This is a genomic window from Streptomyces ziwulingensis (assembly GCF_039542605.1).
Classification (GTDB): Bacteria; Actinomycetota; Actinomycetes; order Streptomycetales; family Streptomycetaceae; genus Streptomyces; species Streptomyces ziwulingensis.
Window position 1 is genome coordinate 134,365 of sequence record NZ_BAABIG010000061.1, and the last position, 24,553, is coordinate 158,917.

Below are 24,553 nucleotides of genomic sequence, written 5' to 3' on the forward strand. Positions count from 1 at the left end.
CGAGGACTTCGGGAGGGCTCGGGAGGACTCGGAGGCGGGGAAGGCCGGGTAGATGACGACGTGAGGCCGGGGGGATCTCCTCCGGCCCGACGCGGGAGAAGAGGGGCCGTATGACCACCACACAGCGCCGGGGCCGCAAAATCATGATGACGCCGGACGAACTGGACGAGTTCCTCACCCAGCAGCGCATCTGCCGGGTGGCCACGGTCTCGCCCGGCGGCGCCCCGCACGTGAGCACGTTGTGGTTCGTCTGGCACGGCGGCTCGATGTGGCTGTACTCGGTCGTGCGCAGCAAGCGCTGGACCGACCTGCGCCGCGACCCGCGCGTGGCGGTCGTCGTCGACACCGGCGAGCGGTACGACGAACTGCGCGGGGTCGAGCTGTCCGGCACCGTCGCCCAGGTCGGCGAGGTGCCCCGCACCGGTGAACCGTGCGCCGAACTCGACGTACCGGAGACGCTGTTCGCCCGCGAGAACTTCGACCTGGACGAGATACCGCACGACGGCCGGCACGCCTGGCTGCGCCTGACCCCGGAGAAGACCGTCTCCTGGGACTTCCGCAAACTGGCCACCCTGTAGGAGCGTCGCGCCTGCGAGGGGGCGGCCGTAGCCGCGGGCCGGCCGGCGGACTCTTCTGCCCCGGGGCGGTCAGGCGTGACTGCGGGCCGGGCCCGGGCCGGCCGCCGCGGCGATGGCGTGCGCCAGCGGCTCGGTGTCGTCCCGGGTGAGCGTGGAGACGGTGACGCGGATGCCCGGCGGTGCGCCGATCCGGAAGCGGGCGCCGGGCGCCACCGCCCAGCCCGCGTGCAGGAGCCGGGCCACCGCCCCGGTCTCGTCGGGCACGGGGACCCATACGTTCATACCGCTGCGCCCGTACCCCTCGACCCCGCGTCGCGCGAGGGCGCCGACCAGCGCGTCCCTGCGCCCGTCGTACGCCGCCGCCACCGCGGCCGGGTCCACCGCGCCCGCCGCCCACAGCCCGGCCACGGCCCGCTGGATGAGCAGGCTGACCCAGCCGGGGCCCAGGCGCTGGCGCCCGCGGACCAGGTCGAGGGTGACCGAGTCGCCGGTCAGGACGGCGAGCCGCAGGTCGGGGCCGTACGCCTTGGCGGCCGAGCGGACTAGGGCCCACCGGTCGGTGGTCCCGGCCAGGGGGTGCAGGGGCAGGTCGACGATGCGGTGACCGTGGTCGTCCTCGATCAGCAGCGTCCGGGGGTGCGCCCGGAGCAGGGACCGCAGGGCACGCGCGCGCGGGGCGCTCACCGCCGCGCCGGTCGGGTTCTGTGCCCGGTCGGTGACGATCAGAGCGCGGGCACCCGCCGCCAGCACGCGCCGCACGTCGTCGGGGAGCGGACCCTCGTCGTCCACGCCGACCGGCACCGGGCGCAGGCCGAGCGCCGGGACGAGGTCGAGGAGGCTGCCCCAGCCGGGGTCCTCGACGGCGACGGCGTCGCCCGGTCTCAGGTGCGCGGCCAGCACCCGTTCCATCGCGTCCAGCGAGCCCGAGGTGACGGCGACCGGCCCGTCCGGCACCCCGTCGGCGTCCAGTTCGGCCCGGGCCAGGCGCGCCAGTTCCGGTTCGACGGGCGCGTGTCCGTACCTGACCGGCTCCCGGTCGCCCCGTTCGGCCGCCGCCGCGAAGACCGGGGCGAGCGCGGGCAGCAGCGCGGGATCGGGGTTGCCGTCGGACAGGTCCCGGACGCCCTCGGGCACCTCCACCCGGATGAACTCACGGCCCGTGGTGGCCGGCCTGGCCCGGACCCTGCTGCCGCGGCGCCCGGCCGTCTCGATCACCCCGCGTTCCCGCAGGGTGCGGTAGGCGGCGGCCACGGTGTTCGCGTTCACCCCGAGGCGCTCGGCCAACTCCCGCATAGGGGGCAGCAGTTGCCCCGGCTCCATCTGGCCCGCGCCCACCGCGCGCTCCACACTCGACGCGATCTCGACAGCGCGCCGCCCACTGATCCGATACTCTCCTAGCACAAAGCCAAGTATGCACTAGTGCAATGGAGAGCACCCATGCAGGGCCCCCCGCAGACACCGCGGCAGCCTCGGCCGCTCCCGCAGACGCCGCCGCGGTCCGCCGCCTACGCCCCCACCGACCGCACCGTCCCCACCCGCTCCGCGGACCGCGCCTCGTACGACCGGGAAGTGGTCCACGCGATACTCGACGAGGGGCACCTCTGCCACCTCGGCTTCGTGCGCGACGGCGCCCCGGTGGTGCTGCCGACGCTGTACGCCCGGGTCGGCGAGCGGCTCTACGTGCACGGCTCCACGGGCTCGCGCCCGCTGCGGATGGCCGGCGGGAAAGACTCGGGACTGCCCGTGTGCCTGACCGTCACGCACGTGGACGCGCTGGTGCTGGCCCGCTCGGCCTTCCACCACTCGATGAACTACCGGTCGGTGGTGGCGCACGGCACCGCGTACGACGTCACCGACCCCGAGGAGAAGCGCGCGGCCCTGGACGCCCTGGTCGACCAGGTCGTGCCGGGCCGCTCGCGCGACTCCCGGCCGGCGAACAGGAAGGAACTGGCGGCCACCGCGGTCCTCCGCCTCGACCTGCGCGAGGTGTCCGCCAAGGCCCGCACCGGCGGGGTGAACGACGAGGCCGAGGACCTCGCCCTCCCCCACTGGGCCGGACTCGTCCCCCTGCGCAAGGGTTACGGCACCCCGGTCGCCGATCCCGCCCTGGCCCCCGGCACCGCGCTGCCGGACTACCTGAAGGTCTGACGCCCCTCGCGGTGGCGCCCCCCGTCGAGCGCCCCGTCGGGCGCCGCCGCCGGTCGGACGCACCGGGCGTTCCTCCGCCGGCCCGGCGCGTTCCGCGCGTCCCGGGTCTCCGCGGCCGCGAGGCCGGCGACCGAGGACAGCAGCGGTAACGCGCCGGGCCGCTCGCGCGGGGCCCGCCTCAGGCGGCCGGTTCCCGCCGGGACAACTCGCGCTCCGGGCCGCCGGCCGCCACGGGGTCAGCGGCACCCCTGGCGGGCGCCGACGCCTGGGCGATGAAGGCGCCCACCAGGACCACGGCCCCGCCGGCGACCTGCGGGGCCGACAGCCGCTCGCCGAGCAGCACCCAGGCCAGCACGGTGGCCAGGACCGCCTCCAGACACGCCACCACCCCCGCGACCTGCGGCGAGAGCCGGCGTACGGCGACGATCCCGGTGACGTAGGCGAGCACCGTGGCGACGAGCACGATCCAGGCCAGCAGCAGCGCGGCGGACACCGGGGTGCCGTTCACGGGCACGGTGTGCGTGAGCACCGGCCAGTCCAGGTTCCAGGGGCGGGCGACCGCGGTGAGGAGGACGGCACCGACGAGGAGCCCGTACGCGATCACGCCGAGCGGGTCGGGCGCGTCGTCGCCGGCGTCGCCGCCCCGGTCGGACAGGACGAAGTAGCCGACCTGGCAGCACGCGGCACCGAACGCGAGCAGCAGACCGAGGGCGTCGAAGCCGAGGCCCGACCAGATCTCCACCACGCAGGCCAGGCCGCCGACCGCGAGGACCACCCCGAGCGCGGCGGCCCGGGTCACCGGCCGCCGCTGCACGAACCGCACCCAGCCGAGGACGAGGGCGGGCGCCAGGTACTCGACGAGCAGCGCGACCCCCACCGGAACACGGGAGATCGCGGCGAAGTAGCAGGCCTGGACACCGGCGACGGCCAGCAGTCCGAACCCGGCGAGCAGACCCGGATGACGGCGCGGCAGCGCCCGGTGGCGCACGGCGAGCGGCAGCATCACCACGGCCGCGCCCGTGACCCGCAGCCACACCACGTGCAGCGGGTCGAGGCCCGCCTCGATCAGCGGCTTGGCCGCGACCCCGGAACCGCCGAAGGCGACCGCGGACGCCAGCGCGAGACCGAGCCCCACGCCTCTGCCACCACGGCCGCCGACGCTCTCAGACGTATGCACCGGCCCATGATGACAGGCCAGGACATGACCGTCACCCCGGATGACACCTGTCTCACCGTCCGGACGCGGGGAGACAGGCGCAAGGGTGGGAAAGGGCGCCGGGCCGCAGGCCGCCAAGGCTCCGGACCGGCCGTCAGAGCGCCGGCCCGGCCTGCCCGTCGGCGCGCGCGAGCACCTCGCCGGGGTCGATGCCCGCCCGGTCCAGCACCTCCGCGGCGCGCGACCTCGGGTCCGTCACGAGGGCGGCGAGGAGGTCGACACCGTCGGCCCGCACCCGGCCGCGGCGCGCGGCGCGGGCGCAGGCGTACGCCACCGCGGCGGCGGCCACCGGGGACAGGCCCGCGGGCCCGGGCACCGCGGGCCCGGCCCCCGAGTCCTCGACCGTCCCCTGCCAGCGCAGCCCATAGCCGATGCTGCGCTGCACCAGATAACCGAGGAGCCGGGCCGGCCGGGGGTCGTCGCCGAGCGCGGCCCGCGCACCGGGGTCGGACTCCAGGAGCGAGTGCAGCAGGTGGGCCGTGTCGATGTGGCGGTCTCCGTCCCGCAGCGCGCGGCGGCGGGCGCCGGAGACCACCGACGCCAGCGCGGCGCTCAGCCGGGCGTCGTGGTCGGGGCCGTCCGGCAGCCGGTCACCTTGCGCACCGGCCGACTGCCGGGAAGTACGGGTTCGCACGTGTCCCACCCCACCAGTCGCAGGAGCCCGGGGCATCCCCGCCGGGAAGCATCTTCACCTCCGACGCTGAGGGGACCGCCCCCGCCGAAATCTCCTCCTTGCGGAGGAGATCAGGCGGGAGGCAAGGCGGAGCCGGTGCCGTCAGTCCTCGTCGGCGAGGATCCGGTACAGCTTCTTGCGGGTGTCGTTGATGACGTCGAGCGCCTTCTCCCGCTGCTCCTTGCTGCCGGTCTTCCAGACCTGGCCGAACGCCTCCATCAGACCGAAACCGGCCTGCCGGATGTCGTTCAGCGCCTCCCAGTCGACGCCGCGCGACGCCTCTTCCCAGGGTGCCTCGGCGCCCTGCTCGGCGGCGGTGCGGCCGGCCTCGGTGAGGGCGAACAGCTTCTTGCCGCCCTCGTTCTCATTGGCGATCAGGCCCTCGTCCTCCAGGAGCTGGAGGGTGGGGTAGACCGAGCCGGGGCTGGGCTTCCACGCCCCGCCGCTGCGCTCGGCGATCTCCTGGATCATCTCGTAGCCGTGCATCGGCCGCTCCTTGAGCAGGGCGAGGATCGACGCGCGTACGTCGCCGCGCCGCGCCCTCCCCCTCGGCCCACCGCGCCCCCGGCCGCCCCAGGGCCCGGAGCCGAAGCCCGGCCCGAACGGACCAGGACCGCCGGGACCCCCGCGACCGCCGGGGCCACCGTGCCCCCCGGGCCCGAAGGGTCCGAAGGCCGCACGCCGGCCGTCGAAACCGTCCTGGCCGTCGAAACCGCGGCCACCGCGCCCCGAGGGCCCGCCCTGGCCGCGTCCACCATGTCCACGCTCGTATCCGTGGCTACGCATAGCCATCACTCCATTCAGTCGTTGATCTGTCGCGATGCCTCAACGATATATCGGGACTGTTCGGATGACAACCCCGTGCGGAAAACTCGGTCCAGCCCCTGCGGATTGGCCTTGGTCCCGCGCTCCCCCGGCCCCCTACCGTCGGCGCATGCGCATCCGAATCGTCGACGCCTTCACCGACCGGCCCTTCGCCGGCAACCCCGCCGGAGTCCTGCTCCTGGACGCCTTCCCCGGCGACGACCTGCTGCAGAAGGTCGCCCTGGAGGTCAACCACGCCGAGACCGCCTTCGCCCACCGGCTGCCCGAGGGCGACGAGGCCGACTGGGCGCTGCGCTGGTTCACCCCGGCCACCGAGGTCGCGCTGTGCGGTCACGCGACCCTGGCCGCCGCGCACGTCCTGCACACCACCGGCGCCCACGAGGGAACCGTCCGGTTCGCCACCCGCAGCGGGGTCCTGCTGGCCACGCCCGGCCCGGACGGTTCGATCACCCTGGACTTCCCGACCGCCCCGCTGACGCCGACCGAGGTCCCCGCCGGGCTCGCCGAGGCGCTGGGCGCCGAGCCCCGCACGGTCCTGGACACCGGCCCGCAGGTGGGTGACCTGCTGGTGGAGGTCGCCGACGAGAAGACCGTCCGCGGTCTGACGCCGGACCACAGGGCGCTGGCCGCCCACGCGGAGCGGGGCGTGATCGCCACCGCCCGCGCCGAGGACCCCGCGGGCGACTACGACTTCGTCTCCCGCTGCTTCTTCGCCAACGTCGGCATCGACGAGGACCCCGTCACCGGCAGCGCCCACACCTCCCTCGCCCCCTTCTGGTCCGAGCGGCTCGGCCGCCCCGACCTCACCGGGCTCCAGGCATCCCCCCGCTCCGGCCTCGTCCGCACCGGACTGCGCGGCGCCCGCACCCTCCTGACCGGACACGCGGTGACGGTGATCGAGGGCGACCTGCTGGCCTGGTGACCCGGAGAGGACCTGCCGGCCTGGTGCCCCGGAGAGGAGGGCGCGGAACGGGACGCGGGCAGCGGGGAAGGACGTACGACCGTTTCCGCGCCGCCGAACCGCCGAACCGTCAGGCGGTCGGCAGCCAGCTCACCTTCCCGGCCAGCAGCGCGTATCCGACGAACGCCCCGATGTCGAGCAGCGAGTGCGCCACCACCAGGGGGCCCACCCGGCCCCAGCGCCGGTACAGGTACACGAACACCACGCCCATGACCATGTTGCCGACGAAGCCGCCGATGCCCTGGTAGAGGTGGTACGACCCGCGCAGCACCGAACTGGCCGCCAGCGACGCCCTGGGCGTCCAGCCCAGCCCGTCGAGCCTGCGCAGCAGATAGCCGACGACGACGACCTCCTCCAGGACGGAGTTCTGCACCGCCGAGAGGATCAGCACCGGGTACTTCCACCAGACCTCGGGCAGGGCCTCCGGCACGACCGTGAGGTTGAAGCCCAGGCCGCGGGCGGCGAGGTAGAAGGCGATCCCGGTGCTGCCGATGACGGCGGCGACCACCGCCCCGCGGAGGAGGTCGAAGCCGGCCCGGCCGCGGTCGAAGCCCAGCGCGCGCAGGCCGCTGCCCTCGCGCAGCAGCAGATGGGCGACGAGCGCGACGGGCACCAGCGCGGTGCCGATCCCGAAGAGCTGCCAGGCCAGGTCCAGCCAGGGGCGGCCCGGCGCGGCCGAGGCGTTGAGCGTGGCCGCCTGGTCCTTGAGGCCGCCCGGCCGGGTGACCGAGCCGATGAAGCTGATCAGCGCGGAGACTCCGCTCGCGCCCAGCGAGAGGGCCAGGACGAGCAGCGTCTCGTGACGGAGGACCCGTCGCGAGAGCCGCTCCTGGGGAAGGGAATCGCCCACCGGGCCCGCCTGCGCCATCACACCCGCCTCGACCGGAACGTCACACGTGCACGCGCGACACGTGCACGCCCAGTATGAGGCGGGCGCCGGCGCGGGGGCGGGCCGCCCCTACGACCTGCCCTGGCGCACCGGCTCCTGCTCCTGCTCCGGCTCCGGCTCCGGATGGCCGACCGGCCACAGGTGGACCGGGTCCCCCTTGAGCATCAGTTCGCGGTAGCGCCGGGTCGTCGCGGCCAGCGCCGCCTCCCGGGACATCCCGCCCTCCAGCGCCCGGTGGAACGTCGCCGCCTGCCAGGAGGCGCCGTTGACCCGGCGCCGGCACCGCTCCTCGATCACGCCGAGGTACAGGTCGCGGTCGGCGGGCTCGATGCCCCACGCGTCCAGCCCGGCCGCGGCCAGCGGCAGCAGTTCGTCGAGGACGAGGGCGGTCGCGTCCACCTCGGCGGTGCCGCCCAGCGGACCGCGCCGCGGCCACTCGAACCGCGCCTCGATGCCGTACCGGCAGGCGGCGTCGAAGTTGGCGGCGGCGGCCTCGAACGGCAGCCGCGACCACACCGGCCGGGACTCCTCGGAGAGCGCGCGGACGAGGCCGTAGTAGAAGGCCGCGTTGGCGATGACGTCGGTGACGGTGGGGCCGGCGGGCAGGACACGGTTCTCCACCCGCAGGTGGGGGACGCCGTCGGCGATGTCGTAGACGGGCCGGTTCCAGCGGTAGATCGTGCCGTTGTGCAGGACCAGCTCGGCGAGGGACGGTACGCCGCCCGCGTCCAGCACCTCCAGCGGGTCCTCGTCGTCGCAGAGCGGCAGCAGCGCCGGGTAGTAGCGCAGATTCTCCTCGAACAGTTCATGGGCCGAGGTGATCCAGCGCTCCCCGAACCAGGTGCGCGGCCGCACCCCCTGCGCCTGCAGCTCGGGCGGGCGGGTGTCGGTGGACTGCTGGAACAGCGGGGGCCGCGACTCCCGCCACAGCTCCCGGCCGAACAGGAAGGGCGCGTTGGCGCCGACGGCGATCTGGGCGGCGGCGATCGCCTGGGCGGCGTTCCACACGTCCGGGAAGCGCTGCGGGGTCACCTGGAGGTGCAGTTGCACCGAGGTGCAGGCGGCCTCGGGCGCGATCGACTTCGAGGTGCAGGTGAGACGTTCGACGCCGTCGATGTCGAGATGGAAGTCCTCGCCGCGGGCGGCCACCATCTGCTCGTTGAGCAGCGCGTAGCGGTCCACGTCGGAGAGGTTGGACGAGACGAGGTCGTCCCGGTCGAGGGTCGGCAGAATCCCGATCATCGCGATTCCCGCGTCCAGTTCACCGGCTTTTCGGTCGGCGTACGCCAGCGAGGTGCGGATTTCCTCGGCGAGCCGGTCGAAAACCCGGCCGCCCAGCCGATGGGGGGCGATGTTCACTTCGAGGTTGAACATGGCGAGTTCTGTTTGGAAGTCGCGGCTCGCGATGCGTTCGAGGACCTGCCCGTTCAGCATTCTGGGCATCCCGTCGGCGTCGACGAGGTTCAGCTCGATCTCCAGCCCCATCAGGTTCTTCGGACGGTCGAACCGCTCCTGAGCCAGGAGCCGCTCCAAGCCCGTCAGACAGCTCCGCAGCTTGTCGCGGTAGCGCTGACGATCGGACAGGTCGAAACGGCCTGCCACGACCTTTTCCCCCATGGAAGCTTCCTCCTCGGATCAGCGGGCCGGTGGTCCGGCCGCCGGTGTGCGGTCAGGTGGAAGGATGCCCCGTCCAAGCGATCGATAACGTCTCCTCACCGGCTCACGAACCGCTACTCTGAGCCGGTGTGACCGGAGGCACATTCGCCGGGCATGGCGCGTCCGCAGTTTCGTGGTGCGGCGGCCGCTGTGGACGGGGGTACGGATGCCGGTGCGGTTTTGGGTACGGATTTCGGTACGGATGTCGTGGAAAAGGCTGACGGCAATTGGCCGACCGCTTCCCGGGCATTACCGGAGGTCACCGCCGCGCACCCGGTCCGGAATCAGGATGTTTACCGCATATCACCGACCGAATGCGGCCTTGTTCCGTCCGCCGGAAACGGCTAGCCGAAACACAGCCCGAACATTTGCCGTATAAACTCCGCAGACACGGCAGCAGATGGGCGCCCACGGCCGGAGGATCCTGCCGAGGCGACCTACGGAATGCCCACTCCGCACCCCGGTCTCCGGCCCGGCCCCCGCTTCACTGCTCCCGTGAGCTGACAGCGTCGTCCGCTCGGCCACGCCCCGCCACGCCCTCGCGCCACCGTGCCTTCGAATGAGAGGCGACCCACCATGCCGCTGCATGTCCCCCCGGCTCCCGCGCCCGCCCTGCGCACCGTCCTGACCGCCCTGTCCTCGCCGACCGCGGTCCGGGAGGCCCGGACCCCGTCACTGCTCGGCGCCCGGGGTCCGATGACCCCCGAACTGCCGCTGCCGCTGCACGTCCTGGACCGGGGTGCCCCCGAGGGTGTCTGGGCCACCCGGCTGGCGGGCTGGCGTTTCCTCATCCGCAGCCAGGACCGCGCGGTGGCCGCGGCCGAGACCGTGCTGACCGCGGACGGCTGGGCCTTCGCCCGCTTCTTCGAGGGCCCCTACGTGGCCTCCACGGAGCGCGCGCTGCGCCACGCCGAGACGGTGGAGGGGAGCTACCAGCCGCGGCTGCTGTCGGTGCCCGGCCTGTACATGCTCACCCTGTGGCTGCACGGCGACCGCGCGGCGGACCCGGCCACCGGCCGCCCGGACGCCACCGACCTGCTGGTGCCGCTGGCGCCGGCACCCCCCGGCATCGCGGCCCACCTGCCGCACCGGGTCGAGGACCTCCTCCCGGTACTGACGCACCGGGTCACCCCCACCCGACTGCTGAGCTCACCCGCCTGAACCCGAGCCCGCCCCCGGCCCCTGCCCCGCCATGGCTTCAGCCCCAGCCGCACTGCCTGCCGCAGTCCCTCCCGTGATCCCCTGATCGGCGTGTCGCTCGTAGGAGCGAGCAATTGCTCCTACGAGCCGACAACGCGCCCGATCCCCGGTCGGACTAGCCCTTTCGGACTACGGCGAACCCCCCGAAGTGACAGCCCTTCGAGTTGAACCGTCCGCGTGGGTGACGCGTCTTCAACCTGTGAGAAGCGGTGCCGTCAAATACCTGCGGAACGGGTCCGGCAGGGCAACACTGGGTTCGAACCCACTTGCCCGACGGGGGCGGCCATGAACGAGGTTTCACGCCGCGGAACAGACACGACAGCACACCACCCACACCGCACGACAGAGCGAAAGATCTCTTCCATGTGTCAGCATCAGCCATCGTGCCCCTCCGCCGACTCCGCCGACCGGGAGTCCGCCCGACTCGCGGCGCACCACCCGGAGCAGGGCTGGAGCCTGCTGTGCAACGGCGTCCTGCTCTTCGAGGACACCGGTGAGCTCCTGCCGGACGGTCAGATCATCGCCCCGCACCGTCCCCTCGGGGCCGGCCAGGTGATGACCGCCGCCTGACGCCTGCCGTTCGGGTCACGCCGCGGCCGCGGGGACCGGCATCGGCAGGCACCGCCGATGCCCTGCGACCCGATCCGGACAGCAGGCCGTGAGCACCGGCCGGGCGGCGACACGCCCCGCCCGGAACACTCCTGGGGCCGGCCGCGCCGAGCGCGAACCGGCCCCGCCGCGTGTCCGGGGCCGGTCACTCGGGGTAGCCGCAGGTCAGCCCTTGGTGGCCCCCGCGGCGAGCCCGCCGACGAGCTGGCGCTCGGCGACGGAGTAGAAGGCCAGGGCGGGGACCATGGCCAGCACCAGATAGGCGAAGACCCGGGCGGTGTCGGCGGAGTACTGCCCCTGGAACTGCTGGACGCCGATCGGGATGGTCCACCAGGTCGAGTCGGTGAAGACCAGCAGCGGCAGGAAGAAGTTGTTCCAGCTCGTGACGACCGCGAGGACGGAGACGGTGCCGAGGGCGGGCCGGGCCATCGGCAGCAGGATCCGCCAGAAGAAGCCGAACGGGCCGCAGCCGTCCAGGGTCGCCGCCTCCTCCAGCTCACCGGGGATCTCCCGGAAGAAGCCCCGCAGGATGATGATGGTCATCGGCAGTCCGAAGGCGGCCTGCGGCAGGATCACGCCGAGCGGGTTGTCCAGCAGCCCCATCGACCGCAGCAGCAGGAACAGCGGCAGCGCCGCCACCGCGAACGGGAACATCAGCCCCATGGTGAAGACCGTGAACAGCAACTCCCGCCCGCGGAAGGCGAACCGGGCGAAGGAGAACGCGGCGAGCGCCGAGACCGCGACCACCAGCACGGTCGACGCCACCGCGATCAGCGTGCTGTTGCCGACCAGCCGCCAGAACGTCCCCGAACCGAGGATGTCCGCGTAGTTGGAGGCCACCCAGGGCGAGGGCAGGCCCACCGGATTGCCGGAGAGCTGGTCGGTGGACTTGAATCCGGAGACCACCGCGTACAGCAGCGGTACGGCCATGACGGCGCCGACGAGCGTCAGCAGGGCGTGGAGGGACGGCCCCCGCACCCCCCGTCCGCCCCGTCCGTCGCGCCCGTGACGCGGTCGCTTCTGTGTGAGGGTCATCCGCCGCCTCCTCGCATGGTCGTGGTGGCTCCCTGGAGGTCGCGCCGGAGCACGAACCGCTGGTAGGCGAGGGCGAAGACGAGGCTGATACCGAACATGGCCACGCTGATCGCGCTGGCGTAGCCGACCTGGTAGCGCTTGAAGCCGAACTGGAACATGGTCACGGCCATCGTCTCGGAGTGGTGGTCGGGGCCGCCCTGGGTGACCACCCACACCAGGTCGAAGAGCTGGATGGCGCCGATGACGGACAGGAAGACGCTGATCCGCAGGGTGGGGGCGAGCAGCGGCAGGGTGACACCGCGGAACCGCTGCCAGGCGTTCGCGCCGTCGATGAGCGCCGCCTCCCGCAACTCGCGCGGGATGGACTGGAGTCCGGCGAGGTACAGCATCATGTGGAAGCCGAAGTACTTCCACGTCATCACGAGGAAGAGGGTCGCCATCACCATCGACGGGTCGGCGAACCACTCCCCGCCGAGCCCGTCGAGGCCGACACCGCCCAGCACCTGGTCGGCGAGGCCGTCGTCCGGGGCGAAGATCATGCCGAACAGCACACCGGTGATGGCCTCGGACAGCACGTAGGGCGCGAAGAACAGCATCCGGTACACCGCCCGGCCCCGCATCCGCTGGTTCAGCAGCACCGCCATGGCGAGCGCGAACGGCAGTTGCAGCACCAGGGAGAGGACCACCAGGACCAGGCAGCGCCACAGGTCGCCGAGGAAGACCGGGTCGTCGAGCAGCCGGGTGAAGTTCTCGGTGCCGATGTAGTCGGAGGGCATGCCGAAGCCGCCCCACCGGAAGAAGGCGGCGTACAGGGCGAACAGGATCGGCAGCAGGACGAGGACGAGGAACAGCACCAGGGCGGGCAGTTGGAAGGAGACGGCGGTGAGCCAGTGCGACACCCGGCGCCGGCGCCGCCCCGGGGAGGCCCCGGGCGGTGTGGGCGCGGGCGGCCGGCCGGCCTCGGGGCCGCTCCGCTTGTCCGGCAGGAACGTGGAGGTCATCGGCGGTTACTGCGCTTCCTTGGCGACCTTGGTGATCGACTCGGCGACCTGTTCCGCGGACTTGGAGCCGGCCAGCAGCGCGGCGACGCTGTCGTTGACCTCCTGACCGACGGCGGGGGCGTACGCCTGGTCCAGGTAGAGCTGGAAGCCGGTGGCCGCCTTCAACTGGCGCTGCACCGAGGTGAGGTTGGGGTCGGTCAGCGCGCTCTCCGCGGCCGGGACCACGGGCAGGACACCGGTCTTCTTCACCAGTTCCCGGTCGCTCGCGGCGGAGGCGAAGAACTTCAGGAAGTCGACGGCGGCCTGCGGGGCGCCCCGGCGCAGGGCGTGTCCGCCGCCCCCGCCGAACACCTCGGTGATCGCGCCCCTGCCGCCCTCGACCGCGGGGAACGGGAAGAAGCCGAGGCCGTCCCCGAGGCCCTTGCCCGCGTCCGCCTCCACCACCGGGGCCCACTGCCCCATCAGCTCCATCGCCGCCTTGCCGTTGCCGACGGTGGCGGCCTGGCCGGTGGGGGTGGAGTAGGCGGCGCCCAGGAAGCCCTTCTGGAACGGCCGGAGGTCGGACAGCTCCTTCAGCTTCCGGCCCGCCTCGACGAACTCGGGCCCGGTGAAGTCCTTCTCGTCGGCGGCCTTCTGCACGGCGTCCGCGCCGGCGACGCGCATCGCGAGGTACGCCCAGTAGTACATGCCGGGCCACTTCTCCTTGCCGGCCAGGGCGAGAGGCGTGACGTTCTCGGACTTCAGCGCGCGCACGGCGTCGAGGAAGCCGCTCCAGGTGGCGGGCGGGGTGGTGACGCCCGCCTTCTCGAAGAGCGCCTTGTTATACCAGAAGCCGACCATCCCGATGTCGAACGGGATGCCGTACACCTTCTCGTCGATCAGGTACGGCTCCTTGGCGACCGGCAGCAGGCCGTCGGCCCACCCCTTCGTACGGTCACCGAGTTCCTCGACCAGACCCGCGTCGACCTGCTGCTTCAGTACCCCGCCGCCCCAGGTGTGGAAGATGTCCGGGAGCTTCCCGGAGGCGATCAGCGCCGTCATCTTCGACTTGTAGGCGTCGTTCTCCAGTTGGACGATCTTGACCTTCACCGTGGGGTTCCGCGCCTCGAACTTCTTCGCGAGGGCGGCCCACACGTCCTTCGTCGGCTGGGTGGTGGAGATGTTCCACCACTCGATGGTGGTCGTCCCGGACGACGACCCTCCGTCCGAGTCACCGCCACAGCCGCTCAGTGCCGTCATTCCCAGACCGGCCGCGGTCGAGGCCGCGAGGAAGCCGCGGCGGGACAGTGCCGGGTCGCCCATGGTGCGCTCCTTGGGTGCGAGGGGGTACGAAAGTTTCGGAGAAAATCCAGAAAGCTGCGTTGTTGCCGCACCCTAAGGACAGCGCTCGAAGGGTGGCAACCCCCTGTGCACGACCAATCCGCCGCCGCCACACCGCAGTCGGGGAACACTCGGGCCAACCGCACCCTTGACGACCAGCGGCGCACCGAAAGTTTCGGATGAATCAGCGAACGTTACGATTCCCCTGCCTGGTCGGCGGCCGTCGTCGTCCGCACGCGCGGGAGCCGACCGCACCGGGGAAGTCCCCCGAAGCGGCCGGCTCTGTATCTCGCGTCTCGTGGCTCGCGTCTCGCGCGGGTGGTTCCGCCCGCTCAGCCCTTCGCGACCAGCTCCTTAAGGCCGATGTTCAGTTCGAGCACGTTGACGCGGGGTTCACCGACGAAGCCGAGGGTGCGGCCCTCCGTGCTGTCGTCGACCAGCCTCTCGACCCGGGCGACGGGCAGACCGTTCCGGTGGGCGACCCGGTGGACCTGGAGTGCGGCGTACTCCGGGGAGATGTCGGGGTCGAGTCCGGAACCGGAGGAGGTGACGGCGTCGGCCGGGATGTCCGCCGGGTCCACGGTCCAGCCGGGTACGGAGTTGTCCTCGACGACGGCGGCCCTGGCGTCCTCGACCTGCCGGACGAGGTCGGGGCTGTCGGCGGCGAGGTTGGTGGCGCCGGAGAGGATCAGGTCGTACCGGGTGTTGAGGCTGTTGCTGCCCAGGCCGTTGGCAGGGCGCCCCTGGAACCACTTCAGGTCGGGTTCGGGGGTCTCCTGCCCGTCCTTGAGCGGCAGGTCGTACGGCTGGCCGATCAGCGAGGAGCCGACGACCTTGCCGCCCGCCTCCACCTCGGACCCGTCGGCCTTGCCGGGGAAGAGTCCCCGCGCGATGCCGGTGACGACGAGGGGGTAGAGGACGCCGGTCACCAGGGTGAGGACGAGCAGGGCGCGCAGGCCCGCGCCGAGCAGTCGTGCGGTGTTGGTCAGGGAGTTGTTCATGTCCTTCACGCGATCCCGGGGATGAGCGAGATGAGCAGGTCGATGATCTTGATGCCGATGAAGGGGGCGATCAGTCCGCCCAGGCCGTAGACCGTGAGGTTGCGGCGGAGCATCCGGTCGGCGCTCATCGGCCGGTACCGCACACCGCGCAGGGCGAGGGGGACCAGCGCGATGATGATCAGCGCGTTGAAGATCACCGCGGCGAGGATCGCCGAGTCCGGCGAGGACAGCCGCATGATGTTGAGCTTGTCCAGACCCGGGTAGACCGCGGCGAACAGCGCCGGGATGATCGCGAAGTACTTGGCCACGTCGTTGGCGATGGAGAACGTGGTCAGCGCGCCCCGGGTGATGAGGAGCTGCTTGCCGATCTCGACGATCTCGATCAGCTTGGTCGGGTCGGAGTCGAGGTCGACCATGTTGCCGGCCTCCTTCGCGGCCGACGTGCCGGTGTTCATCGCCACGCCCACGTCGGCCTGCGCGAGCGCGGGCGCGTCGTTGGTGCCGTCGCCGGTCATCGCGACCAGCTTGCCGCCGGCCTGCTCCCGCTTGATCAGCGCCATCTTGTCCTCGGGGGTGGCCTCCGCGAGGAAGTCGTCCACACCGGCCTCGTCGGCGATCGCCTTGGCCGTCAGCGGGTTGTCACCCGTGATCATGACCGTCCTGATGCCCATGCGGCGCAGTTCCTCGAACCGCTCGCGCATGCCCTGCTTGACGACGTCCTTCAGGTGGATGACGCCCAGCACCCGCGCACCCTGGGCGTCCTCGACCGCCACGAGCAGCGGAGTGCCGCCCGCCTGCGAGATCTCGTCGGACAGCTCCTGGGCGTCCCGGGGGGCCGCACCGCCGCGCTCGGTCACCCAGGCGATCACCGAACCGGCCGCGCCCTTACGTATCCTGCGCCCGTCCAGGTCCACGCCCGACATCCGGGTCTGCGCGGTGAACTCGATCCACTCGGCCCCCGTCAGTTCGTCCTGGTGGCGTTCGCGCAGCCCGTACTTCTCCGTGGCGAGGACGACGATCGAGCGGCCCTCGGGGGTCTCGTCGGCGAGGGAGGAGAGCTGGGCGGCGTCGGCGACCTCGGCTTCCGTGGTGCCGCGCACCGGCGCGAACCGGGCCGCCTGCCGGTTGCCGAGGGTGATGGTGCCGGTCTTGTCCAGCAGCAGGGTGGAGACGTCACCGGCGGCCTCGACCGCGCGGCCCGACATGGCCAGCACGTTGCGCTGCACCAGGCGGTCCATGCCGGCGATGCCGATCGCGGAGAGCAGGGCGCCGATCGTCGTCGGGATCAGACAGACCAGCAGGGCCACCAGCACCACCATCGTCAGCCGGCTGCCGGCGTGGGCGGCGAACGGCGGCAGGGTGGCGCAGGCCAGCAGGAAGACGATGGTCAGCGAGGCCAGCAGGATGTTCAGCGCCACCTCGTTGGGCGTCTTCTGCCGGGCCGCGCCCTCCACCAGGTTGATCATCCGGTCGATGAAGGTCTCTCCCGGCTCGGTCGTGATCCTGATGACGATCCGGTCGGAGAGGACCTTGGTGCCGCCGGTGACGGCGGACCGGTCACCGCCGGACTCGCGGATGACGGGTGCCGACTCGCCGGTGATCGCCGACTCGTCGACGGACGCCACGCCCTCGACCACGTCGCCGTCGCCGGGGACGATGTCCCCGGCCTCGCAGACCACCAGGTCACCGACGCGCAGCTCGGTACCGGGCAGCACGGTCCCGTCCACCCGGCGGGCCACCGTGTCGCTCTTGGCCTTGCGCAGCGTGTCGGCCTGCGCCTTGCCGCGGCCCTCGGCGACCGCCTCCGCGAGGTTGGCGAAGAGCACGGTCAGCCAGAGCCAGCCGCTGATCGTCCAGCCGAACCAGTCGCCCGGGTCGGTGAAGGAGAACACCGTGGTCAGCACCGAGCCGATCCACACCACGAACATCACGGGCGACTTGGCCAGCACCCGCGGATCGAGCTTGCGGAACGCCTGGGGCACCGCCCTGACCAACTGCGCGGGGTCGAACAGGCCCCCTCCGACACGGCTGTCGGAGGGCTGCCGGGCGGCCGGGACGTCGTCGTGCGGCGCCCGGGTCGGAGTGGCTGCGGACATGGAGTCCTCACGCTTCTGGTTGCGAGGGTCGTTCTGGGTGCGGGCGGGCTCGGTGGGGGCGGTGGTCCCGGGGGTCCCGGCAGGGGTGGTGGTCCCGGCGGGGTCGCTGCTTCCGGTACGGGCGGACATCAGGACAGCCCCTCGGCCAGCGGGCCCAGCGCGAGCACCGGGAAGAACGTCAGACCCGTGATGATCAGGATCGTGCCCACCAGCAGCCCGGTGAACAGAGGCTTCTCCGTACGCAGCGTTCCGGCCGTGACCGGCACCGGCTGCTGCTGGGCCAGCGAACCGGCCAGCGCCAGGACGAACACCATCGGCAGGAACCGGCCGAGCAGCATCGCGAGTCCGGTCATCGTGTTGAACCAGTCGGTGTTCGCGTTCAGCCCCGCGAAGGCCGAGCCGTTGTTGTTGGCGGCCGAGGTGAAGGCGTACAGGATCTCGGAGAAGCCGTGCGCGCCGGAGTTGAGCATCGAGTCCGGCGGGGTCGGCAGCGCCATGGAGAGCGCGCTGAGGACCAGTACCAGCGCCGGGGTGACGAGGATGTAGACGGCCGCCAGTTTGATCTCGCGGGGGCCGAGCTTCTTGCCCAGGTACTCCGGGGTGCGGCCGACCATCAGACCGGCGATGAACACCGCGATGACCGCCATCACGAGCATGCCGTAGAGCCCTGAACCGACACCGCCGGGCGCGATCTCGCCGAGCATCATGCCCAGCATCGTGATGCCGCCGCCGAGCCCGGTGAAGGAGGAGTGGAAGGAGTCCACCGCGCCGGTCGACGTCAGCGTGGTCGACACCGCGAAGAGCGACGACCCGCCGATCCCGAAGCGCAGCTCCTTGCCCTCCATCGCACCGCCGGCGGCCTGCAGCGCCGGACCGTGGTGGGCGAACTCGGTCCACATCATCAGGGCGGTGAAGCCGACCCAGACGGTGGCCATCGTGCCGAGGATCGCGTAACCCTGCCGCACCGAACCGACCAGCACCCCGAAGGTGCGGGTCAGGCAGCACGGGATCACCAGGATCAGGAAGATCTCGAAGAGGTTGGTGAACGGCGTGGGGTTCTCGAAGGGGTGGGCGCTGTTGGCGTTGAAGTAGCCGCCGCCGTTGGTGCCCAGCTCCTTGATGGCCTCCTGCGAGGCGACCGCGCCGCCGTTCCACTGCTGCGGGCCGCCCAGGAACTGGCCGACCTCGTGGATGCCGGAGAAGTTCTGGATCACCCCGCAGGCGACCAGGACCAGCGCGCCGACGACGGCCAGCGGCACCAGCACCCGGACCACCCCGCGCACCAGGTCCGCCCAGAAGTTGCCCAGCTCACCGGTGCGCGAGCGGGCGAAACCCCGCACCAGGGCGACGGCGACGGCCATGCCGACGGCCGCCGAGACGAAGTTCTGCACGGCCAGACCGGCGGTCTGCACGACGTGGCCCATGGTCTGTTCGCCGTAGTACGACTGCCAGTTGGTGTTGGACACGAAGGACGCGGCCGTGTTGAACGCCTGCGCGGGCGCCACCGCGTCGAAGCCGAGCGAACCCGGCAGGACGCCCTGGAGCCGCTGGAGCAGGTAGAGGAAGAGGACGCCGACGACCGAGAAGGCGAGCACTCCGCGCAGATACGCGGGCCAGCGCATCTCGGTGTCCGGATCGGCGCCGATGCCCTTGTAGATCCACCTCTCCACCCGCAGATGCCGGGTGGCGGAGTAGACCCGGGCCATGTAGTTGCCCAGCGGGATGTGGACGAGTGCCAGCGCGGCCACGAGGGCCAGCAACTGGAGCACGCCGGCGAGTACGGGTCCCATGTGGCTCTCAGAACCTCTCCGGGAAGATCAGGGCGAGGACGAGATAGCCCAGCAGGGCGACGGCCACGACCAGGCCGACGACGTTCTCGGCGGTCACAGCTTCGTCACCCCTTGGGCGACGAGGGCCACCAGCGCGAAGACCGCGAGCGTGGTGACGACGAAGGCCAGATCGGCCATCGTGAACTCCTGGAGTGAGGTGCGATGAGACTCGGACACTTCGAGAAAACATCCTCGATGGCCGAAACCGACCGCCCTTGACGCCTCCCATACGGCATCCCGCACGCCCTTGACGCTTCTCTTACGACCTCGGTGCCGGACAGAAACCGTCTCGGCGCCGGACATGACGGAGGGCCCCGCCTGCGGGCGGGGCCCTCCGTCATGTCCGGTGTGTTCGGGGTGTGGGTCAGTCCTCGTAGGCGTCCAGCGGCGGGCACGAGCAGACCAGGTTCCGGTCACCGAACGCCTGGTCGATGCGGCGCACCGGCGGCCAGTACTTGTCGGCGGCCGACACCCCGGCCGGGAAGACGGCCTCGGCGCGGCTGTAGGCGTGCTCCCACTCGCCGCCCAGCGCCGCGGCGGTGTGCGGGGCGCCGCGCAGCGGGTTGTCGTCCGCGGGCCACGCGCCGGAACCGACCTTGTCGATCTCCGCGCGGATGGCGATCATCGCGTCGCAGAACCGGTCCAGCTCGTTCAGGTCCTCGGACTCGGTCGGTTCGATCATCAGCGTGCCGGCCACCGGGAACGACATCGTCGGCGCGTGGAAGCCGTAGTCGATCAGCCGCTTGGCGACGTCGTCGACGCTCACGCCGGTCGCCTTGGTCAGCGGGCGCAGGTCGATGATGCACTCGTGCGCGACCAGCCCGCCCGGCCCGGTGTACAGCACCGGGTAGTGCGGCTCCAGCCGCTTGGCCACGTAGTTGGCGGAGAGCACGGCCACCTGGGTGGCCCGCTTCAGCCCCTCGCCGCCCATCAGCCGCACGTACGCCCAGGAGATCGGCAGGATGCCCGCCGAACCCCAGGGAGCCGCCGAGACGGGGCCCACGCCCGTCCGGGGTCCGGCCGCGGGCTGGAGCGGGTGGTTGGGCAGATACGGCGCCAGGTGCGCGCGCACGCCCACCGGGCCGACGCCGGGACCGCCGCCGCCGTGCGGGATGCAGAACGTCTTGTGCAGGTTCAGGTGCGAGACGTCGCCGCCGAAGTGACCGGGCTTGGCGAGTCCCACCAGGGCGTTGAGATTGGCGCCGTCCAGGTAGACCTGGCCGCCCGCCTCGTGCACCTGGGCGCAGATGTCGGCGACGTGCTCCTCGAAGACGCCGTGCGTGGACGGGTAGGTGATCATCAGCACGGACAGCTCGTCGCGGTACTGCTCGATCTTGGCGCGCAGGTCCTCGACATCGATCTCGCCGTCCCCGGCGGTCTTCACGACGACGACCCTCATGCCGGCCATGACGGCGCTGGCCGCGTTGGTGCCGTGCGCGGAGGACGGGATCAGGCAGACGGTCCGCTGCTCGTCGCCGTTGGCGCGGTGGTAGCCGCGGACGGCGAGCAGACCGGCCAGCTCGCCCTGCGACCCGGCGTTCGGCTGGAGCGAGACCTTGTCGTACCCGGTGACCTCGGCGAGACGCTCCTCCAGCTCGCGGATGAGCGTGAGGTAGCCCTGCGCCTGCCCGGCCGGGACGAAGGGGTGGAGCTGCCCGAACTCGGGCCAGGTCACCGGCTCCATCTCGGTGGTCGCGTTGAGCTTCATGGTGCAGGAGCCCAGCGGGATCATGCCGCGGTCCAGCGCGTAGTCCCGGTCGGCCAGGCGGCGCAGGTAGCGCAGCATCGCGGTCTCGGAGCGGTACTGGTGGAAGACGGGGTGGGTCAGGAAGTCGTCGGTGCGCAGCAGCCCCTCGGGCAGCGCGTCCCCGGCCGTCCCGTCCAGCGCCTCGATGTCGCCCTCGACACCGAACGCGTTCCACACGCCGCCCACCTGGGCGCGCGCGGTGGTCTCGTCGCAGGCGACGGAGACGTGGTCGGCGTCGACGAGCCACAGGTTGACGCCGTTCTCGCGGGCGGCGCCGACGATCTCGGCGGCCCGGCCCGGCACCCGCGCGGTGACGGTGTCGAAGTAGTCGCCGTGCACGATCTCGACACCGCCGGCGGCGAGACCCGCGGCGAGAAGGGAGGCGTACCGGTGGGTGCGCCGGGCGATGCCCCGCAGCCCGTCCGGCCCGTGGTAGACGGCGTACATTCCGGCCATCACCGCGAGCAGTACCTGCGCGGTGCAGATGTTGCTGGTGGCCTTCTCGCGGCGGATGTGCTGCTCGCGGGTCTGCAGCGCGAGCCGGTAGGCGCGGTTGCCGTCGGCGTCCACCGAGACGCCCACCAGCCGTCCGGGCAGGCTGCGGGCCATCTTCTCGCGGACCGCCATGTAGCCGGCGTGCGGACCGCCGAAGCCCATCGGCACACCGAAGCGCTGGGTGGTCCCGATCGCGATGTCCGCGCCCAGCTCACCGGGCGACTTCAGCAGCGTCAGCGCGAGCAGGTCGGCGGCGACGGTGACCAGGGCGCCCAGCTCGTGCGCCCGGTCGATGACCGGCCTGAGGTCGCGTACGGCACCGGAGGCGCCCGGGTACTGGAGGAGGACGCCGTTGATCTCCCGCTCGGCGACCTCGGCCGGGATGCCCTCGCCGAGGTCGGCGACGACGACCTCGACACCGGCCGGTTCGGCGCGGGTCCGGATCACGGCGACGGTCTGCGGCAGCGCGTCCGCGTCGACCAGGAAGAGGCCCTTCTTGTTCTTGCCCAGGCGCCGCGACAGCGCCATCGCCTCGGCGGCGGCGGTGGACTCGTCGAGCAGCGAGGCACCGGAGGTGGGCAGACCGGTCAGCTCGGCGACCATGGTCTGGAAGTTGAGCAGCGCCTCCAGACGGCCCTGCGAGATCTCCGGCTGGTACGGCGTGTAGGCGGTGTACCAGGCCGGGTTCTCCATGACGTTGCGCAGGATCACCGGCGGGGTGAACGTGCCGTGGTAACCGAGCCCGATCATGGAGTCGAGGACCTCGTTGCGGTCGGCGAGCGAGCGCAGCTCGGCCAGCACCTCGGCCTCCGTGCGCGCGGACGGCAGGTCCAGCGCGTCGGCGTTCTTGATCACGTCCGGCACCGCGGCGGCCGTGAGCTCGTCGAGCGAGCCGTATCCGACCTGCGCGAGCATCTTGGCGCGGGCCTCGTGGTCGGGGCCGATGTGACGCTGCTCGAACGGGGTTCCCTGTTCGAGTTCGGAGAGCGGAGTACGGTGAACGGTCATGGCGGGGGCCTCCTGGTCTGCGCGACCTTCGAGGGGCACCACTCGGGTACCCGGACGGCCTCCCCCTCTGTCATCGCGACCTGAGAGCTTCACCGGCCGCCCGAGGGCCGCCGGCTTTCCCCGTCGGTGAGAGCGGAAGCCGTCGACACCCGCTCTGCTTTCCAGAGTGACCTCGTCCATGCGGTACGTGTGCCTGAGAGATTCCGGGGAGGAGTTGCTCCTTCGGCGCCTCCGATGAAGCCTGGAGGACTCTCCCGCGCGGGGTCAGCAGCCGTTTGCCAGCGTACCAGCGCGATTGACGTACGGTCTTTCGAGTGGCCGTCCACCCGAATGTGCTCTTTTGTAGTGCTTACGGATGATTTACCGGATGGTTCGTGACCATGTGGAGGGCCCGTGCGTACCGACATCGATCCGCGCAATCTGATCGGCCGCAAGGCGTTCGACCGCGACGGCAGCAGGATCGGCACCATCGACGAGGTCTATCTCGACGACGCCACCGGCGACCCGGAGTGGGCGGCCGTGCGCACCGGCCTGTTCAGCAGGGACGCGTTCGTGCCCCTGGAGCCCAGCGAACTCGTCGAGGGCGCCCTGCGGGTCCCCTTCGAACGGTCCCTGATCAAGGAGGCCCCCGACTTCGGCGTCGGCCGCCACCTCTCCCCGGAGCAGGAGATCCAGCTCTACCACCATTACGGACTCGACGTGGCCGCCCCTCCCCCGCCCCCCGACCGGGACTTCGGCAAGCTGGCCGGCCACGAGGAACCCACCTGACCCTCCTCCTCCGGTGCCGGTGGCGCCGGCTCCTCGGCCACCAGCGGCAGCGGCTCGGCCGGTTCCAGCTCGGCGTCGTCGACCCGGAAGGTGCGCACCCGCCCCGGCTCCCGCGAACCAGGGGTCTCGAAGCGCACGGTGACCCGCCCCAGCCCGCTGCCCTGCACCCATCCGTGCCCGTACACCGCGTGCCGCACGTCGTGCCCCGAGGGCCAGCGCCGCTCGGCGGGCGGCGCCTGCGGCTCGACGGGCGCACGCCGGTCCACGTCCGGGCCGGCCGGACCGGCCGGACCTCCCGCCGCTCCCCGCTCCCGCTCCCGTTCTCTCTCCCGCTCCCGTTCTCTCTCCCTCTCTCGTTCTCTCTCCTGTTCGCGCTCCCGTTCCCGTTCCCCGACCGCCGCCTGGGCGAAGAGATCCTCCTGTGTGTAGTCGGCGAGCCCGCTCACGCCCACGCCGAGCAGCCGTACGCCCCCGGTCGTGTCCACCCCGTCCAGCAACCGCGCCGCCGCCTCCTCGATCACCGCCGGATCGTCCGTGGGCCCGCGCAGCGTCTCGGAGCGGGTCAGGGTGGAGAAGTCGTACCGCCGCACCTTGAGCACGATGGTCCGTCCGGACAGCCCCGCCGCGCGCAGCCGCCGCACGCACCGGTCGGCGAGACGCCGCACCTCCAGGCCGACCCGCACCCGGTCATGGATGTCCACGTCGTAGGTGTCCTCCACGGACACCGACTTCGCCTCCCGCTCGGCGACCACCGGGCGCTCGTCGTGCGCCAGCGCCATGGCGTACAGCGCGTGGCCGTGCGCCTTGCCCAGCAGCCGCACCAGCTCGTCCTCGCCCGCCTCGGCGATCTCCCCGATCGTGGTGATCCCACCCCGCCGCAGGTGGTCGCCGGTGGCCGGCCCGACTCCGGGCAGCGTCCGCACGGACATCGGCGCGAGCAGGGCCCGCTCGGTACCCGGCTCGATCAGCACCAGCCCATCGGGTTTCGCCGCCTCGGAGGCGATCTTGGCCAGCATCTTGGAGGCGGCGAGCCCGACCGAGCCGGTGAGTCCGGTCGCGGCCCGGATGTCGGCCCGCAGTCGGGCACCGGTCAGCTCGGCCGACTCCGCGTCCCAGGCCGTCCCGCCGGCCTCCAGATCCACGAACGCCTCGTCCAGGCTCAGCGGCTCCACCAGCGGCGACAGCGCCCCCAGCAACGTCATCACCTGCTCGCTGATCGACCGGTAGAGCGCGAAGCGCGGCACCAGGTAGGCGGCGTTGGGCGCGAGCCGCCGGGCCTGGCCCATCGGCATCGCGGAGTGGACGCCGAAGACCCGGGCCTCGTAGGAGGCGGTGGCCACCACACCCCGCGGCCCCAGCCCGCCCACGACGACGGCCTTCCCGCGCAGGCTCGGCTTGGACGCCTGCTCCACCGAGGCGAAGAAGGCATCCATGTCGAGATGGAGGATCGTGGGTGCGGTTCTCACCTCTCCGATGCTGCCCTACACCACTGACAATG

22 protein-coding genes and 1 riboswitch are annotated in these 24,553 nt (G+C 72.0%); of the genes, 6 read left to right on the forward strand and 16 right to left on the reverse strand.

Going from position 1 to position 24,553, the window contains the following annotated elements; all coding sequences use genetic code 11:
• Nucleotides 1-110 precede the first annotated feature (110 nt).
• Nucleotides 111-578: a pyridoxamine 5'-phosphate oxidase family protein gene (locus ABEB00_RS27645; RefSeq protein WP_345623107.1), complete on the forward strand. Its 468-nt coding sequence runs from the start codon at nt 111-113 to the stop codon at nt 576-578.
• A 69-nt stretch (nt 579-647) separates the two neighbouring features.
• Here ABEB00_RS27645 and ABEB00_RS27650 read toward each other — a convergent pair whose 3' ends face one another.
• A complete protein-coding gene (locus ABEB00_RS27650; RefSeq protein WP_345623108.1) occupies nt 648-1,979 on the reverse strand; it encodes an aminotransferase class I/II-fold pyridoxal phosphate-dependent enzyme in 1,332 nt (443 codons plus the stop codon).
• Nucleotides 1,980-2,015: 36 nt separating this feature from the next.
• Between ABEB00_RS27650 and ABEB00_RS27655 the strand changes: the two genes are divergently transcribed.
• Complete coding sequence (locus tag ABEB00_RS27655; protein WP_345623109.1) at nt 2,016-2,726, forward strand: pyridoxamine 5'-phosphate oxidase family protein; 711 nt, start codon at nt 2,016-2,018, stop codon at nt 2,724-2,726.
• Nucleotides 2,727-2,904: 178 nt separating this feature from the next.
• Here ABEB00_RS27655 and ABEB00_RS27660 read toward each other — a convergent pair whose 3' ends face one another.
• From ABEB00_RS27660 to ABEB00_RS27670, 3 genes are all read right to left on the reverse strand, one after another.
• Nucleotides 2,905-3,903: an EamA family transporter gene (locus tag ABEB00_RS27660; RefSeq protein WP_345623111.1), complete on the reverse strand. Its 999-nt coding sequence runs from the start codon at nt 3,901-3,903 to the stop codon at nt 2,905-2,907.
• 133 nt (nt 3,904-4,036) lie between these two features.
• Complete coding sequence (locus tag ABEB00_RS27665; RefSeq protein ID WP_425586576.1) at nt 4,037-4,612, reverse strand: Clp protease N-terminal domain-containing protein; 576 nt, start codon at nt 4,610-4,612, stop codon at nt 4,037-4,039.
• A gap of 105 nt (nt 4,613-4,717) precedes the next feature.
• Entirely contained in the window at nt 4,718-5,401 is a 684-nt protein-coding gene (locus ABEB00_RS27670; protein ID WP_345623113.1) for a PadR family transcriptional regulator, read from the reverse strand.
• A 148-nt stretch (nt 5,402-5,549) separates the two neighbouring features.
• Here ABEB00_RS27670 and ABEB00_RS27675 point away from each other — a divergent pair, with 148 nt between their 5' ends.
• Nucleotides 5,550-6,362, forward strand: coding sequence for a PhzF family phenazine biosynthesis protein (locus ABEB00_RS27675; RefSeq protein WP_345623114.1), 813 nt, complete (start codon nt 5,550-5,552; stop codon nt 6,360-6,362).
• Nucleotides 6,363-6,471: 109 nt separating this feature from the next.
• Here the strand turns inward: ABEB00_RS27675 and ABEB00_RS27680 are convergent, their stop codons facing one another.
• Both ABEB00_RS27680 and ABEB00_RS27685 read right to left on the reverse strand, forming a co-directional pair.
• Nucleotides 6,472-7,269: a CPBP family intramembrane glutamic endopeptidase gene (locus ABEB00_RS27680; protein WP_425586577.1), complete on the reverse strand. Its 798-nt coding sequence runs from the start codon at nt 7,267-7,269 to the stop codon at nt 6,472-6,474.
• A 90-nt stretch (nt 7,270-7,359) separates the two neighbouring features.
• Nucleotides 7,360-8,907, reverse strand: a complete 1,548-nt coding sequence (locus ABEB00_RS27685) for a glutamate-cysteine ligase family protein (protein ID WP_345623116.1) — start codon at nt 8,905-8,907, stop codon at nt 7,360-7,362.
• A gap of 615 nt (nt 8,908-9,522) precedes the next feature.
• Here ABEB00_RS27685 and ABEB00_RS27690 point away from each other — a divergent pair.
• Together ABEB00_RS27690 and ABEB00_RS27695 are read left to right on the forward strand one after the other, a co-directional pair.
• Complete coding sequence (locus ABEB00_RS27690; RefSeq protein ID WP_345623117.1) at nt 9,523-10,107, forward strand: hypothetical protein; 585 nt, start codon at nt 9,523-9,525, stop codon at nt 10,105-10,107.
• A gap of 402 nt (nt 10,108-10,509) precedes the next feature.
• Nucleotides 10,510-10,716 (forward strand): DUF5999 family protein, encoded by a 207-nt coding sequence (locus tag ABEB00_RS27695; RefSeq protein ID WP_345623119.1) that lies wholly within the window; start codon nt 10,510-10,512, stop codon nt 10,714-10,716.
• 204 nt (nt 10,717-10,920) lie between these two features.
• Here the strand turns inward: ABEB00_RS27695 and ABEB00_RS27700 are convergent, their stop codons facing one another.
• From ABEB00_RS27700 to gcvP, 9 genes are all read right to left on the reverse strand, one after another.
• Complete coding sequence (locus ABEB00_RS27700) at nt 10,921-11,790, reverse strand: carbohydrate ABC transporter permease (RefSeq protein WP_425586578.1); 870 nt, start codon at nt 11,788-11,790, stop codon at nt 10,921-10,923.
• A complete protein-coding gene (locus tag ABEB00_RS27705) occupies nt 11,787-12,791 on the reverse strand; it encodes a carbohydrate ABC transporter permease (RefSeq protein WP_345623120.1) in 1,005 nt (334 codons plus the stop codon). Before ABEB00_RS27705 ends, ABEB00_RS27700 begins: the two co-directional genes overlap by 4 nt.
• Nucleotides 12,792-12,797: 6 nt before the next feature.
• Nucleotides 12,798-14,093: an extracellular solute-binding protein gene (locus ABEB00_RS27710; RefSeq protein WP_345623121.1), complete on the reverse strand. Its 1,296-nt coding sequence runs from the start codon at nt 14,091-14,093 to the stop codon at nt 12,798-12,800.
• 350 nt (nt 14,094-14,443) lie between these two features.
• A complete protein-coding gene (locus tag ABEB00_RS27715) occupies nt 14,444-15,112 on the reverse strand; it encodes a potassium-transporting ATPase subunit C (RefSeq protein WP_345623123.1) in 669 nt (222 codons plus the stop codon).
• Between the two features lie 5 nt (nt 15,113-15,117).
• Entirely contained in the window at nt 15,118-17,208 is a 2,091-nt protein-coding gene (kdpB, locus tag ABEB00_RS27720) for a potassium-transporting ATPase subunit KdpB (protein WP_345623158.1), read from the reverse strand.
• Between the two features lie 128 nt (nt 17,209-17,336).
• Nucleotides 17,337-18,998 (reverse strand): potassium-transporting ATPase subunit KdpA, encoded by a 1,662-nt coding sequence (kdpA, locus tag ABEB00_RS27725; protein WP_345623125.1) that lies wholly within the window; start codon nt 18,996-18,998, stop codon nt 17,337-17,339.
• A 7-nt stretch (nt 18,999-19,005) separates the two neighbouring features.
• Nucleotides 19,006-19,095 (reverse strand): K(+)-transporting ATPase subunit F, encoded by a 90-nt coding sequence (kdpF, locus tag ABEB00_RS27730; protein ID WP_009326374.1) that lies wholly within the window; start codon nt 19,093-19,095, stop codon nt 19,006-19,008.
• On the reverse strand, nt 19,092-19,214 hold the full coding sequence (locus tag ABEB00_RS27735; protein ID WP_345623127.1) for a hypothetical protein: 123 nt from the start codon (nt 19,212-19,214) through the stop codon (nt 19,092-19,094). Before ABEB00_RS27735 ends, kdpF begins: the two co-directional genes overlap by 4 nt.
• Nucleotides 19,215-19,401: 187 nt before the next feature.
• Entirely contained in the window at nt 19,402-22,287 is a 2,886-nt protein-coding gene (gene gcvP, locus ABEB00_RS27740) for an aminomethyl-transferring glycine dehydrogenase (protein ID WP_345623129.1), read from the reverse strand.
• A 171-nt stretch (nt 22,288-22,458) separates the two neighbouring features.
• Nucleotides 22,459-22,554: riboswitch (glycine riboswitch) on the reverse strand.
• A gap of 126 nt (nt 22,555-22,680) precedes the next feature.
• Here gcvP and ABEB00_RS27745 point away from each other — a divergent pair.
• Nucleotides 22,681-23,055, forward strand: a complete 375-nt coding sequence (locus ABEB00_RS27745; RefSeq protein WP_345623131.1) for a PRC-barrel domain-containing protein — start codon at nt 22,681-22,683, stop codon at nt 23,053-23,055.
• Here ABEB00_RS27745 and ABEB00_RS27750 read toward each other — a convergent pair.
• Nucleotides 22,974-24,521, reverse strand: coding sequence for a DNA polymerase IV (locus tag ABEB00_RS27750; RefSeq protein ID WP_345623132.1), 1,548 nt, complete (start codon nt 24,519-24,521; stop codon nt 22,974-22,976). The two genes, ABEB00_RS27745 and ABEB00_RS27750, sit on opposite strands and share 82 nt — an antisense overlap.
• Nucleotides 24,522-24,553 lie beyond the last annotated feature (32 nt).